We start from the raw sequence: 12,960 nt of genomic DNA on the forward strand, positions 1-12,960 counted from the left end.
GGCGCGGCGCGCGCGCCCGGGCCCCCTCTGTCGCCCGACGCCCCCGCCGCCCCCCCGGGCCCGGAGGCCCCCGGGGGGCCCGTCGAGGCCGTGTGGCGGATCGAGTCCGCCCGGATCGTGGGCGCGCTGGCCCGCTACACCGGGGACTTCGCCCTGGCCGAGGACGTCGCCCAGGAGGCGCTGGCCGAGGCCCTGGTCTCCTGGGCGCGCGACGGCGCCCCGGCCGACCCGGTGGGCTGGCTGCTGGCCTGCGCCCGGCGCCGGGCCATCGACGCCTTCCGCCGCGCCTCGGCCCTGGACGAGCGCTACACCGCGCTCGCCGGCGGCCTGGCCGAGGGCCAGTTCAGCGCCGGCTCGGCGGCCGGGCCCGCACCGGCGCCGGACCTGCCGTTCGACCCGGACCGGGTCGACGACGACGTCCTCGCCCTGATGTTCACCGCCTGCCACCCGGTGCTCTCCCCCGAGGCCCGGGTGGCGCTCACCCTGCGGGTGGTCGGCGGCCTGTCCAGCGAGGAGATCGCCCGGGCGTTCCTGGTGCCGGTGCCCACCGTGCAGGCCCGGATCACCCGCGCCAAGAAGACCATCGCCGCCGCGCACGTGCCCTTCGAGCTGCCGCCGCGGCGGCAGCGGCGCGAGCGCCTGGGCGCCGTCCTGAGCGTCCTGTACGTGGTCTTCACCGAGGGCTCGACGGCCACCTCCGGCACCGACCTGCTGCGCCCCGACCTCGCCTACGAGGCGCTGCGGCTGGCCCGGACCCTGGCCGCCCTGCTGCCCGACGAACCCGAGGTGCACGGGCAGCTCGCCCTGTTCGAGCTCACCGCCTCGCGCTTCCCGGCCCGCACCGGCCCGGACGGGGAGGCGGTGCTCCTGGAGGACCAGGACCGGCGCCGCTGGGACCACTCGGCGATCCGCCGCGGCCTGGCGGCCCTGGGCCGGGCCGCCGCCCTCGGGCGGGGCCTGGGCCCGTACGGCCTCCAGGCGGCGATCGCCGCCTGCCACGCGGCGGCGCCCGGCGTGGCCGGCACCGACTGGGAACGGATCGTGCTGCTCTACGAGGCGCTCGGCCGGGTGGCGCCGTCCCCGGTGGTCGAACTCAACCGGGCGGTGGCCGTCGCGATGGCCGAGGGGCCGAGGCCCGCGCTCGCCCTGGTCGACGACCTGGCCGTCTCCGGGCGCCTGGCCGGCTCCCACCTGCTGCCGGGCGTGCGCGGCGAACTGCTGACCCGCCTGGGGCGCACCGGCGAGGCCCGGGCGGAGCTGGAGCTCGCGGCCCGGCTGTGCCGCAACGCCCGCGAGCGGGCGGTGCTGCTGCGCAAGGCGGCCGCGCTCGACGGCGCGGGCTGACTCCGCAGGCCGACTCCGCAGGCCGACTCCGCGGGCTGACTCCGCGGGTGACTGCACCGGCTGACTGCGCAGGGTGACCGGACGTACGGCCCGGCGTCCGAGCTGCGGACGCGGGGCCGTACGGACCGGCCGTTCAGCCGTTCAGCACTGGGGCCGGCGGCCGTGGTTGGCCCCGCGCTTGGCCCGGGCCTTCTTCTTGCGGCGGCGCTTCGACGACATGGCGACTCCTCTCGCAACCGGCCCCCTGATCCCCCGGCCTTCCACCGTTCCACACCCGGGCCGCCCCGGCCCGTCGAAGGAGCCCGACGCCCCGGGCCCCGCGCCCCGGGACCGGGTCAGGCCCGGCCCGCCAGGGCGGCGCGCCAGGCGGGGCTGTCCACGTAGTGGTTGTCGAAGCGCTCGGCGGAGGCGGCGATCGCCCCCGGGTCGGTCTCGCCGCGCATGACGGTCCCCAGCAGGCGCAGGTAGTCGAAGCGGTCCATGCCGGGGGCGAACACGAACAGCACGTCGGCCTCGGAGCCCGGGGCGGCGGCGAAGGCGTGCGGGGTGTGCGGGGGCACGGCCAGGAAGTCGCCCGCGTCCAGGACGGTGACCTCCTCGCCGACCAGGACCCGCAGCGAGCCGCTGATCACGAAGAACAGCTCCGTCGCCCGGGTGTGGAAGTGCGCCGGGGCCCCGACCGCGCCCCGGGCGAAGGCGGAGCGGTAGACGGTGAAGCCGCCCTCGCCGGGGGCCGTCTCGGCGAGCAGGGTCATGGTGGCGCTCGGGTCGGCGCAGGTCTCGGCCTCACCGTGGCGGGCCAGGACCGGGGCGGTGGCGGGGATGGCAGCGGGGGCGGTGTTCTCCGTCGTCGTCATGGGACCAGCCTAGGAGCGGAAAGACCCACGATCATGGGGCAATCAAGCACCGTTTCCATGGGTCAATCGGATCCGGCAGGTGCGCCCGCGCGACGGCACGGGGCCCTCCTCGGGCCGCCAACCCCCCTACGGCACGGGGACTTTAGGGTGGACGCCATGAAGCCCGCCCTGGTACTCGCCGCCGCCCTGGCCCTGTCCGCGGCCGCCGCTCCCACCGCCACCGCCGCCACCCCGGCCGCACCGGCCGACAAGGCCACCGCTGCCGCCGATCCGCCGGAGCGCTTCCGGCACCAGGCCCTCGCCTGGGGCCCGTGCCAGGATCCGGAGTTGGCCGCCGCCGGCGCCGAGTGCGCCACGCTCACCGTCCCGCTGGACTACCGCGCGCCCGACGGCCGCACCCTGCCCCTCGCCGTCTCCCGGATCCGCTCCGCCGACCCCGCCGCCCGGCACGGCGTCCTGCTGTCCAACCCGGGCGGCCCCGGCGAGCGCGCACTGGCCCTGCCGGTCGCGCTGCGCGACCGGCTGGCCCCGGCCACGGCCGCCGCCTACGACCTGATCGGGATGGACCCGCGCGGGGTGGGTGCCAGCGGCGGCCTCGACTGCGGCCTGAACCACGGCACTTGGCTGCGCTCGGCGGGCAGCGGCGCGGCCGGCTTCCGGGAGAGCTGGCGCCTGGCGAAGGCGGACGCCGACGCCTGCCTGGACAAGTACCCGGACCTGCTGCCGCACCTGACCACCCGCAACACCGCGCGCGACCTGGACGTGCTGCGATCGGCCCTGGGCGAGCCGCGCGCCTCCTTCTTCGGCCAGTCCTACGGCGCGCTGCTGGGCGCGGTGTACGCGCAGCTGTACCCGGGCCGGGTGGACCGCCTGGTGCTGGACAGCGCGCCGGACCCGGACCGGTACGGGGTCCGGACGCTCCAGGACATGGGGGCCGCCAACGAGCGGGCGCTGGACGACTTCGCCGCCTGGGCCGCGCCCCGCGACGGCCGGTACCGGCTGGGCGCGACGGCGGCGGCGGTGCGCGCCACCGTGCAGGGCCTGGTCCGGCGCGCCGAGGCGGCGCCGATCGGCATCGACGGGTTCCGCCTCGACGGCGCCCTGCTGCCGTTCCTGCTCACCGTCTGCCAGGGCGACGACCGCGACAGCGCCGACTACGCGGACGTGCTGCGCCAGTTGCTGGACGCCGCCGACGGCAGGCCGGTGCAGGCGAGCCCGACCCTGCACGCGCTGCTGACGGCCGTCCTGGCGCCCGACCCGCAGGCCGGCGCCGACCTCGCCGCCACGATCGGCTACCTGTGCGACGACGTGGCGATGCCGCGCTCCCCCGGGTGGTACGCGGCCGCCGTCGAACGCTCCCGCGCCACCCGGCCCCTCTTCGGACCGGTGTTCAACGGGCCGACGCCGTGCGCGAGTTGGCCGACCGACCCGCAGGAGCCGTTCGTCCAGGTGCGCAACGCGGTGCCCGCCCTGCAGATCCAGTCCACCGGCGACACCCACGCCCCCTACGCCGGCGCCCTGGCCCTGCACGCCCGGCTGTCCGCCTCCCGGCTGCTGACCGTCCCCGGCCGGATCCACACCGTCCTCCTCAACGGCTACAGCCCCTGCGCCCAGCGCGCCGTGGACGCCTACCTGTCCACCGGCGTACTGCCGCCGGCCGACGCCACCTGCTGACGGCAAGGGGCGCCGGGGCCGCCGGGCCGCCGGGGCGCCGGCCGCCCCGGCAGCCCTCACGTCACTGGCCCACGCGGCCGTCCACGCACTCGCGCAGCAGGTCGGCGTGGCCGCAGTGGCGGGCGTACTCCTCGATGCGGTGCACCTGGACCTCCCGGACCGACAGCCGCTGCTTGCCGAGGCGCTCGCCGAGGTCCGGATGGGCGGCCAACGCGGCGTCCAGGGCGGCCTGTTCGCGCTCCAGGTCGCGCCAGGCGGCCTCGACCAGGGCCGGGTCGGGGAGCGCCCCGTCGAAGTCGGCGTCGCGGGCGCCGTAGAGCTTGGGCTGCGGCTCGCCCTCGCGGATCCAGTTGTGCCAGTCGCGTTCCACCTCGGCCAGGTGGCGCACCAGGCCGAGCAGCGACATGGTCGAGGGCGGCACCGAGCGCCGGGCGAGCTGCTCGGCGTCCAGGCCCTCGCACTTCATCCGCAGGGTGAGGCGGTAGTTGACCAGGTAGTCCTCGAGGGTGGCGGCTTCGCCGTCCGGGGCGGGGCCTTCACTGTTGCGCGGATCGTCGGCCGGGTCGGCCCACATGTCGGGGTAGACGGTGGCCTGGGTCCATCGCTCGGGTCGCTCGCTCATCCCCGCATGATCGCCCGCAACCACCTCGCCCTTCAACCGAGTTAACGCGCCACCCGGCCACCCTGCCACCCTGCCGCCCTGCCCGGTTGACGATCGCGGTGCCGCCGGCCCGGACGGTGGAGGCGGCGGAGCGCCGACTCCGGCCAAGCGCCGGCCCCGGTGGGAGCCAACTCCGGCGAGCGCCAGCCCCGGTGGGCGTCAGCCCCGGTGGGCGTCGGCTGCCGCCCGCAGGAAGCCGAGGAAGCCGGCCACCGCGGGCGGCACCCGCTGCCCCCGGCGGGTGGCGGTGCAGACGTGGCGCACGGGGGTGTCCTGGGGGTGGAGGGGGACCAGGGCGATGTCGGGGCGGGCGGCGCGGGCGGCCAGGGCGGGGATGAGGGTGGGGCCCAACCCCGCGGCGACCAGGCCGAGTTTGGCGGCCCAGGCGCCGACGGCGTACTCGATGCGGGGCTGGAAGCCGCTGCGCAGGCAGGCGGCGAGCAGGGTGGATCCGGGGTCGCGGCGGGCGGCGATCCAGGGTTCGTCGGCGAGTTCGGCCAGCCGCAGGCGGCGCCGGCCGGCGAGCCGGTGGCCGCGCGGGAGGGCGACCAGGACGGGGTCTGCGAGCAGCGGGTGCAGCTCGAACTGGTCGGTGTCGTAGGCGTCCTGGGGGTCCTCGGCGTAGGAGGCGACCACGGCGAGGTCGATGGTGGCCTCGGCGAGGCGCTCCAGCAGCTGGGCGCTGAGGCCTTCGGTGAGGGTGGTCTCGACCTGCGGGTGGGCGGTGCGGAAGGCGGCGAGGGCGGCGGGGACGAGTTCGGCGTTGGCGCTGTCGAAGGCGCCCGCTCGCAGGCGTCCGGCGTCGAGTTCGGTGAGGGCGACGAGGTCGCGGCGGGTGGTGTCGAGGCGTTCCAGCAGGGCCTCGGCGTGCGGGAGCAGGGCGCGGCCGTGTTCGGTCAGCCGGACCCCGCGGGCCAGGCGGTCGAACAGCGGGGCACCCAACTCGGCTTCCAGGGTGGCGATCTGGCGGGAGACCGCGGACTGGGTGAAGCCCAGGCGCTCGCCGGCGGCGGTGAAGGAGCCCAGGTGGGCGACGGTGCGGAAGACGTCCAGCCAAGCCATGTCCATTTCGCATGAGTACCATGCGAGACATTCGTTTGTCGCCTGGCTCGGGGCTGCCTAGCGTGGGGGCCATGGAAAAGATCGCCTTTCTGGGCCTGGGCCGGATGGGGCTGCCGATGGCCCGTCGCCTGGCCGCCGCCGGCTACCCGTTGACGGTGTGGAACCGCACTCCCGGCCGCTCCGACGGCCTGACCGAGGCCGCCGACCCGGCCGGGGCGGTGGCCGGGGCCGGCATCGTCGTCACGATGCTCTCCGACCCGCAGGCCGCCGCCGAGGTCGCCGGGCGCTTCACCGCCGCGCTGGCCCCCGGCACCCTGTGGATCGACATGTCCTCGATCGGCCCGCGCGCCCTCGCCGGGCTGCGGGAGCGACTGCCGGAGGGCGTGGCCCTGGTGGACGCCCCGGTGCTGGGCAGCGTCGGCCCGGCCGCCCGCGGCGAGCTGACCGTCTACGCGGGCGGCGAGGACGCCGACCTGGAGCGCGCCGAGCCGGTGCTGTCCCGCCTGGGCCGGGTGCGGCACTGCGGGGGCCCCGGTGCGGGGGCGGCGTTGAAGGTGGTGGTGATGGGCGCGATCGTCACCTCGGTCGCCGTACTGGACGAAGTGCTGTCGGTGGCGGGCGAGTTGGGTGTGCCGCAGGAGCAGGCGCTGGAGGTGCTGGCGGCCGGGCCGCTCGCGGGGGTGGTGGCCCGGGCGCGCAGCGCGGAGTCGGACTTCCCGGTGCGGCTGGCCGCCAAGGACCTCGCCCTGGCGGGCGGCGGCCCGCTGCTGGCGGCGGCCCGTCGGGCGCTGCTGGCGGACCCGTCGATCGCGGACCGGGACCTGTCGGCGGTGGTGCGGGCGCTGCGGGAGGACTGACGCCTGCCGCCGTGGAGGGCGGGCCTGCGGCTCGGAGGAACGTCCAGCGCCGCCCCGCCCGCGGCGCGGCCGGCTTGGTGCCGCCGCCGATGGCCGGGCGCGCGCGCCGTCCGGTGTAGTGGGGGGCGTCCGCCGCGACCACCGATGAAGGGCGCCCCTTGTCCGCTCGCACCGCCGTGCAAGGCGTCGTCCGACTCGCCGGGCCCCGGCTGCCCCTGGTGTCCTTCCTCGCCCGGCTGCCCGCCGCGCTGTGCCCGACCGGGACGCTGCTGATGGTGACCGCGCTGGACGGGGTGGGCCGCGGCGGGGTGGTGGCGGGCCTGCTGTGGGGCGGGCAGGCGGTGGGCGGGCCGCTGCTGGGCCGGCTGGCCGACCGGCGCGGCCACCGTCCGGTGATCCTGGCGGCGTCGCTGGCCAACGCGCTGCTGACGGCCGCCCTGGTGGTGGCCTCGGTCGGCGCCCTGGCGCCGGCGGTGCAGGCCGGGTGCGCGGCGCTGGCGGGTTTCACCGTGCCGCAGATCGGGCCGCTGTCGCGGACCCGCTGGATCGCGCTGGCGGGCGGGCGCCGTGACGGCCACGAACTGGTCGGCCCGGCGCTGGCCTTCGACGCGGTGGTGGACGAGACGAGTTTCGTGGCCGGCCCCGCCCTGGTCGGGGTGCTGGCCTGGGCGGTGCACCCGGCGGCGGGCCTGGTGTGCGCGGCGGTGCTGATGGCGGTGTTCGGCACGGTGTTCGCGCTGCACCCGACGGCCCCGGCGCCGGCGCCCGCGGTGGCGGCAGCGGCGCCCACGGCGGCGGGGCGCACGGCGGCGGCGGGGCGGGTGCTGTCGGGGCCGCTGCTGGTGCTGATCGCCGTGACGGTGCTGCAGGGCGTGGTGTTCGGCGCCGCCAACACCGGGGTGCAGTACCTGGCCCGGGGGGACGCGGGCGTCGGCGGCCTGGTCTGGTCGGCGATGGGGGTGAGCAGCGCGGCGGCCGGGGTCCTGCTGGCCTCGTTCGCGGAGCGTTTCGACCTCACCGCGCGGCTGCGCACGGCGGTGGCGGCGCAGGCGGTGCTGCTGCTGGGGCTGCTGCCGGTGGACGGGGTGGCGGGTGCGGCGGTGGCGGTGGGGGCGGTGGGGTTCGCGGTGGCGCCGGCGCTGATCGCGGTGTTCGGCCTGGTGGAGCGGGTCGCGCCGGCGGGCCGGATGGCGGAGGCGATGACGCTGCTGGGCAGCGGGCTGATCGCGGGGCAGGGGCTGGCGGTGACGGGGGTGGGGCCGCTGGTCGGCGCGCACGGGCCCCTCGCGGCGTTCGCGCCGGCCTGTGCGGCCGGGGCGCTGGCCCTGCTGCTGGTGCTGGCGCTGGTGCGGCTGCGGCGGTTCCCGCCGGCCCGGCCGGCGCCGGCCCCGGCGCTCGCGGCGGCGGCCGCGTCCTCCTGAGGCCCGGGGCCTCCTGACGCCCGGGGCCTCCTGACGCCCGAACACTCCCGAGTCCCCGGGGCCGTCAACCGCGGGCCTCCCCCGGTTCCACCCGGGGGCCGGTCAACCACCGCCTCCCCGTTCACCCGATCAGGGGGGCTGGTGTGCGGGCCCGGGGGCGTGGGCCGTAGCGTCGTGGCGGCGGACGGCAACGGCCCGGGGAGGCGGCACGCGTGCAGGTCATGAGGGTTGGGCGGGGCGCGGCGGCGCTGGCGCTGGCGGCGGTGGTGCTGGCGGCGTCGGCGTGCGGGGCTCCCCCCTCCGGGGGCGGCCCGGACGGCGCCGCCCGGGCCGGCCGGGCGCCGCGCGCGGACGCGGGCGGCGGGGCCGCGCCGGATCCGCAGGGCCGTCCGCTGGCGCTGGTCTACCGGGGCCCGGCGGCCTGCGAGGGCTGCCCGGAGGCGGCGCACGACCTGCTGGAGCACGACGGCTTCGCGGTGCGCTACATCGGGCCCGAGGAGGAGGTCCGCTTCGGCCCGGACGCGCTGTCCGGCGCGGCGCTGTACGTGCAGCCGGGCGGTACCAACGGGCAGGAGGTGTCCACCGCCTGGCGCCTGCTGCAGCAGGACCCGGGCTTCTCCCCCGAGCTGGTGCGCGCCTACGTGCGCGGCGGCGGGCACTACCTGGGGCTGTGCATGGGCGGCTACCTGGCCGGCCACGACCCCGGCTACGGCCTCCTGCCGGGCGACTCCGGGCAGTACATCAGCTCCGGGGGCGCCACCGTCACCGACGAGCAGGACCACCTGGTCGACGTCTCCTGGCGCGGGCGGCCGCAGCGGATGTACTTCCAGGACGGCCCGTACTTCGACCTGGAGGGCCCGGGCGCCCAGGTGCTGGCCCGCTACACCAACGACCGGGCCGCGGCCGCCGTCGCCCCGTACGGCTCGGGCCGGGTGGCGGTCAGCGGCCCGCACCCGGAGGCCCCGGCCGAGTGGTACCGCGACTACGGCCTCTCCGACGAGTCCCCGGCCGGCCTGGCCCTGGGCGGGGACCTGGTGCACACCCTGCTGGGCACGGCGCCGAAGTCCTGACGCCCCGGGCCCGGCCTGACCCTGACCCACCCCTGAGTCAACGGGCTGCACTCCACGGTGCACCGCCTGGCCTTCGGCCCCGAACAGGACCACTACCGCTCCATCGGCGGCTACCACTGCTGGTTCGCCGTCCACGACTCGACGCTCGCCCGCGAACTGGACAGCTGGTTCGTCAACTTGACCCGAGCTTGAAGGGACCGGGCCTGTGGGTAGGGCGCGGCTGGCTGTCGCGTGGCCTCCCACGTCTGAGCCACCTGGGTTGCGGTGGCTGGGACGCGTGACTCACGCCCCGCGGTCCACACGGTCTCGCCTTTGCGGGCGATGTTGTGGGACGCGTTTGTATCCGCGTGCAGGACGGTCCCGCAGGACCGGCAGGCGAACGTTGCCTGGTCGACGCGGTTCTTCCGGTCGATGTGGTGGCACTGGGAGCATTCCTGGCTGGTGTACGCCGGATCGACGTACACCAGCGGCACCCCGGCCCGCTTCGCCTTGTACGCGATATACCGGCCGAGCTGGTGGAAGCCCCACGAGTGCAACTGGGTCCGCTGGTCCTTGCGGAGCCGTACCCGACTGCGGATGCCCGTCAGATCTTCCAGGGCGATACCGAAGCCGGTGCGTTCAGCGGCAGTAACAATGGTCTTGGAGACGATGTGATTGACGTTGGCGGTGTGCCGGGCTTCCTTCCGCGACCGCTTCTTGAGGAGGCGCTTGGCGGACTTTGTGCCCTTGGCCTGCAACTTGCGCCGCAGGTCGAGCTGGCGCTTACGGTGCCGGTTCAGGCCGCGTCCGGCGGCCCGGTAGCCGGTGCTGATGGTGGCGATGTTGGCGATGCCGAGGTCCACTCCGATGAAGGCGGCCGGGCTCTGGTTGAGCGGCTTCTCCGGTACCTCACAGGTGGCGATCAGGTAGAACTCGCCGTCGCGCTCGATGAGATCGGACTCGCCCCTGCGGTGCTCGCGGAGCATCGTGAGCGCGTCGGGCGAGCACGCGAATCGCACACCCTTGAGCCGTCCGGCCATTGTCCAGATGCTGACGGTCCGATGGTCCAGCTGCCAGCTCAAACACCTGTCGTCATACGGCTGTGCGGCCTCGGCCCGGAACGTGATCGGCTTCGACTCCGCCTTGACCCGTCGTTCGGAGCCCGGCCTGCCGAGGTTCCCGGCGCGGATGTTGGCCTTCAACGTGGTGTAGGCGTCACGGGTCTTCTTGATGACGTGCTGGGCGGCCTGCGCCCCCAGCCCTATCGCCTTCAATCCGGCGTAGGTGTGCTTGCGGAGCTCGTACTCACGCGGGACCCCGCGCTCGAACGCAACCGCCGACACCCAGCACGCGGCCTCGTTGACCGCGCGCAGGGTCGAACGCAGCGCGGTGGCCTGGTCAGCCTCCGGCACCAGCTTCACCCGCACCACGATCTTCATGCCCGAGAACATAACCTGACCCACTGACAACAGGCGCCCCCGACAGCGCCCTGATGATCCGCCTGCGCGCCGCCTCGATGCGCTGGATGGGCCGCTGGCCGCTGCGCGCCGTCCTGGCCGCCCAGTTCGCCAAGGCCGGCGACATCGCCCTGCCCGACTACCCGCTGCCCGCCCGTGCCGCCTGAGGTGCGCCCCCGGGGGCTTGCACCTCACGCGGCGTCAGAAGGGATGCTCGTGCCATGCCCTCCTCCGAACAGACCTGGAAGGTCGGCCCGCTCGCCGAGGCGAGCGGACTGACCGTACGCACCCTCCACCACTGGGACCAGCTCGGCCTGCTCTGCCCCTCCCGGCGCACCGCCTCCGGCCACCGCGCCTACACCGAGCAGGACGTCGTGCGGCTCTACCAGATCCTCGCCCTGCGCCGCCTGGGCCTGGGCCTGGAGACCATCGCCACCTGCCTGGACGCCGGCGTGGACGTGCGGCGCCTGGTGCGCGAGCACCTGGCCGCCACCGAGGCCTCCCTGGCGGCGCTGCGGGAGCTGCGCGAGCGCCTGGGCCACCTGGACGGCGAGCTCGCCGCCGCACGCGAGCCCGGCACCGAGGACCTGCTGCGCCTGGTGCGGGCCGCCGGCGCCACCCGGCCCGCCGCCGACGAGGCCCTGCGCCGCCACCTCGACGAGGACCAGCTGCACGCCCTCGCCGACCACGCGGCCGCCCTCGGCCCGGCCGCCCACTACCTGCTGGAGGTCGAGTGGCCCCAGCTCTACCGCCGCGCCGAGGCCCTGCGCGCCGCCGGCACCGACCCGGCCGACCCCCGGGTGCGCCGCATCGCCGCCCGCCTCGACGAGCTCTCCCGGCTGTTCAGCGGCGGCGACACCACGCTGTCCGCCGCCGTGCGCACCGCCTGGTGCGAGGACCCGGCCGCCCTGTCCGGCGACCCCGCCGCCCCCGCCGACGCCTGGGCCGACCTGCGCACCTTCCTCGACCGGGCCCGGGAGGCGTCATGATGCCCCGCCGGGTGCGGCTGCGCGTCGCCCTGCTGAGCACCCTGCCCGTCCTGGCGGTGACCGTCCTGGCGCTGTTCCCGCTGGCCCTGGCCGGCCTGCTGCCCTGGTCGGTGCCGCCGGCCGTGCTGCTGGCCCAGGGCGTCCAGGCCTGGCTGGTCCTGCACCGCCTGGGCCGCCCGGCCGACGGGTCCTGAGCGCTACCTGGCGCGCGGCTGGTTGAAGCGCAGCATGTTGCCCGCCGGGTCGCGGAAGGCGCAGTCGCGCACGCCGTAGGGCTGGTCCATCGGCTCCTGGAGGACCTCGGCGCCGGCGGCGCGGATGCGCTCGAAGGTGGCGTCGCAGTCGTCGGTGCGGAAGATGACGCCGCGCAGCAGCCCCTTGGCGAGGAGTTCGGCGGCGGCCCGGCGGTCGTCCTCGGAGGCGTGCGGGTCGGCCAGCGGGGGTTCCAGGACGATCTCCACCCCGGGCTGCTCGGGCGAGCCGACGGTGACCCAGCGCATGCCCTCGAAGCCGACGTCGTTGCGCACCTCGAAGCCGAGGACGTCGCGGTAGAAGGCGAGCGCCTTGTCGTGGTCGTCGACGGCGATGAAGCACTGCGCGAGTTCGATGCTCATGCACGTCAACTTACGGGAGAGGGGCCGCCCTTCGCTTCAGGTACGGCGCCTCAGGTGCGGCGCGCGGGGCGGGTGCGGATCTTGGCGATGCAGGCGGGGATGGGCTCGCCGTCGGCGTGGTCGCGGGAGCGGTAGGCGCTGGGGCTCTCGCCGACCAGTTCGGTGAAGCGGCTGCTGAAGGAGCCGAGCGAGGTGCAGCCCACCGCCATGCACACCTCGGTGACGCTGAGGTCGCCGCGCCGCAGCAGCGCCTTGGCCCGTTCGATCCGGCGGGTCATGAGGTAGCTGTACGGGGTCTCGCCGTAGGCGGTGCGGAAGCTGCGCGAGAAGTGGCCGGGCGACATCAGCGCGGTGCGGGCCAGGGCGGGCACGTCCAGCGGCTGGTCGTACTCGCGGTCCATCCGGTCGCGGGCCCGGCGCAGCCGGACGAGGTCTTCGAGGGGTACGCGGGTGGGCACGGCAGCCACCGTACCGGGCCGCTCGGACACCCTGCCCCGCCCGGCGCGCGCCCGGTAACCGGGCGGTGGCGCCGGGCGGGCCGGCCGCCACCGCGGCGAGGTGCGTGCCCCGACGCCGCGGACCCGGCGGGGATCCGGGAGACAGGCGTCAGGCGGTGCGCGGGCCGCGGGCGAGCAGCGGGGCACCGCCGTCGTGCGGCAGGACGACGAGGTAGCGCCAGGGGCCGTCCTCGGCCACGGCCAGCGAGAGGGTCTGCGCCTCGAAGGCCGCGGCGGCGGGGGCGGCGCCCTCGGTCAGTTCGTCGAGGCGGGCGTGCGACGCCAGGAAGTCCGCGGGGCCGTTGAACCACTTGGGGACGGGCGCGCCGCGGCGCAGCGCGGCCAGCAGGTCCGCGCGCAGCGGCCCCTCGGCGGGGGGGCGGGGGCGGGGGGGGGGGGCGGGCGCGGCGCGCGGGGGGGGGGGGGGGGGCGCGGGGGGGGGGCGGGCGCGCGGGGCGAAACCGGGGGCCCCGCGCCC

The 12,960-nt window shown here is 76.5% G+C and carries 15 protein-coding genes; 8 read left to right on the forward strand and 7 right to left on the reverse strand.

Annotated elements, in window-relative coordinates; all coding sequences use genetic code 11:
- Positions 1-1,344 (forward strand): RNA polymerase sigma factor (locus ACFWXO_RS24185; protein ID WP_380525855.1); only part of this gene is annotated, 1,344 nt, incomplete at its 5' end.
- Between the two features lie 335 nt (positions 1,345-1,679).
- Here the strand turns inward: ACFWXO_RS24185 and ACFWXO_RS24190 are convergent.
- Positions 1,680-2,201: a cupin domain-containing protein gene (locus ACFWXO_RS24190; RefSeq protein WP_380525857.1), complete on the reverse strand. Its 522-nt coding sequence runs from the start codon at positions 2,199-2,201 to the stop codon at positions 1,680-1,682.
- A 156-nt stretch (positions 2,202-2,357) separates the two neighbouring features.
- On the opposite strand from ACFWXO_RS24190, the gene ACFWXO_RS24195 reads away from it, so the two are divergent.
- Positions 2,358-3,875 carry an alpha/beta fold hydrolase gene (locus ACFWXO_RS24195; RefSeq protein WP_380525859.1) on the forward strand — a complete coding sequence of 506 codons (1,518 nt, stop codon included), beginning with the start codon at positions 2,358-2,360 and terminating at the stop codon, positions 3,873-3,875.
- A 61-nt stretch (positions 3,876-3,936) separates the two neighbouring features.
- Here ACFWXO_RS24195 and ACFWXO_RS24200 read toward each other — a convergent pair whose 3' ends face one another.
- The gene (locus ACFWXO_RS24200) at positions 3,937-4,497 is read right to left on the reverse strand and encodes a DinB family protein (RefSeq protein ID WP_375896792.1); all 561 of its coding nucleotides are present in this window, start codon (positions 4,495-4,497) and stop codon (positions 3,937-3,939) included.
- 198 nt (positions 4,498-4,695) lie between these two features.
- Positions 4,696-5,604 (reverse strand): LysR family transcriptional regulator, encoded by a 909-nt coding sequence (locus ACFWXO_RS24205; RefSeq protein WP_375896789.1) that lies wholly within the window; start codon positions 5,602-5,604, stop codon positions 4,696-4,698.
- 65 nt (positions 5,605-5,669) lie between these two features.
- Between ACFWXO_RS24205 and ACFWXO_RS24210 the strand changes: the two genes are divergently transcribed.
- The 3 genes from ACFWXO_RS24210 to ACFWXO_RS24220 all read left to right on the forward strand — a co-directional run bounded on the left by ACFWXO_RS24210 (position 5,670) and on the right by ACFWXO_RS24220 (position 8,946).
- On the forward strand, positions 5,670-6,455 hold the full coding sequence (locus tag ACFWXO_RS24210; RefSeq protein WP_380525861.1) for an NAD(P)-dependent oxidoreductase: 786 nt from the start codon (positions 5,670-5,672) through the stop codon (positions 6,453-6,455).
- Between the two features lie 158 nt (positions 6,456-6,613).
- On the forward strand, positions 6,614-7,876 hold the full coding sequence (locus ACFWXO_RS24215) for an MFS transporter (RefSeq protein ID WP_380525863.1): 1,263 nt from the start codon (positions 6,614-6,616) through the stop codon (positions 7,874-7,876).
- 221 nt (positions 7,877-8,097) lie between these two features.
- Positions 8,098-8,946 carry a BPL-N domain-containing protein gene (locus ACFWXO_RS24220; RefSeq protein WP_380525880.1) on the forward strand — a complete coding sequence of 283 codons (849 nt, stop codon included), beginning with the start codon at positions 8,098-8,100 and terminating at the stop codon, positions 8,944-8,946.
- Positions 8,947-9,056: 110 nt separating this feature from the next.
- Here the strand turns inward: ACFWXO_RS24220 and ACFWXO_RS24225 are convergent, their stop codons facing one another.
- Positions 9,057-10,364, reverse strand: coding sequence for an RNA-guided endonuclease InsQ/TnpB family protein (locus tag ACFWXO_RS24225; protein WP_380525865.1), 1,308 nt, complete (start codon positions 10,362-10,364; stop codon positions 9,057-9,059).
- Positions 10,365-10,417: 53 nt separating this feature from the next.
- Between ACFWXO_RS24225 and ACFWXO_RS24230 the strand changes: the two genes are divergently transcribed.
- Genes ACFWXO_RS24230 through ACFWXO_RS24240 form a run of 3 tightly spaced genes read left to right on the forward strand, consistent with a single transcriptional unit; the run spans position 10,418 to position 11,565 of the window.
- Positions 10,418-10,549 (forward strand): hypothetical protein, encoded by a 132-nt coding sequence (locus tag ACFWXO_RS24230; RefSeq protein WP_380525867.1) that lies wholly within the window; start codon positions 10,418-10,420, stop codon positions 10,547-10,549.
- 54 nt (positions 10,550-10,603) lie between these two features.
- Positions 10,604-11,371 carry a MerR family transcriptional regulator gene (locus ACFWXO_RS24235; protein WP_380525868.1) on the forward strand — a complete coding sequence of 256 codons (768 nt, stop codon included), beginning with the start codon at positions 10,604-10,606 and terminating at the stop codon, positions 11,369-11,371.
- A complete protein-coding gene (locus ACFWXO_RS24240) occupies positions 11,368-11,565 on the forward strand; it encodes a hypothetical protein (protein WP_380525870.1) in 198 nt (65 codons plus the stop codon). The genes ACFWXO_RS24235 and ACFWXO_RS24240 overlap by 4 nt, the downstream gene beginning before the upstream one ends.
- Before the next feature lie 3 nt (positions 11,566-11,568).
- On the opposite strand, the gene ACFWXO_RS24245 is transcribed toward ACFWXO_RS24240, so the two are convergent.
- The 3 genes from ACFWXO_RS24245 to ACFWXO_RS24255 form a co-directional block, all read right to left on the reverse strand.
- The gene (locus ACFWXO_RS24245; protein ID WP_380525872.1) at positions 11,569-11,985 is read right to left on the reverse strand and encodes a VOC family protein; all 417 of its coding nucleotides are present in this window, start codon (positions 11,983-11,985) and stop codon (positions 11,569-11,571) included.
- A 50-nt stretch (positions 11,986-12,035) separates the two neighbouring features.
- Entirely contained in the window at positions 12,036-12,386 is a 351-nt protein-coding gene (locus ACFWXO_RS24250) for a helix-turn-helix transcriptional regulator (RefSeq protein ID WP_375896803.1), read from the reverse strand.
- 205 nt (positions 12,387-12,591) lie between these two features.
- Positions 12,592-12,960, reverse strand: a 369-nt coding sequence (locus ACFWXO_RS24255) for a hypothetical protein (RefSeq protein WP_380525874.1), incomplete at its 5' end; no start/stop codon positions are given.

Origin of the sequence: Kitasatospora sp. NPDC059088, assembly GCF_042738155.1 — a bacterium.
Lineage (GTDB): Bacteria > Actinomycetota > Actinomycetes > Streptomycetales > Streptomycetaceae > Kitasatospora.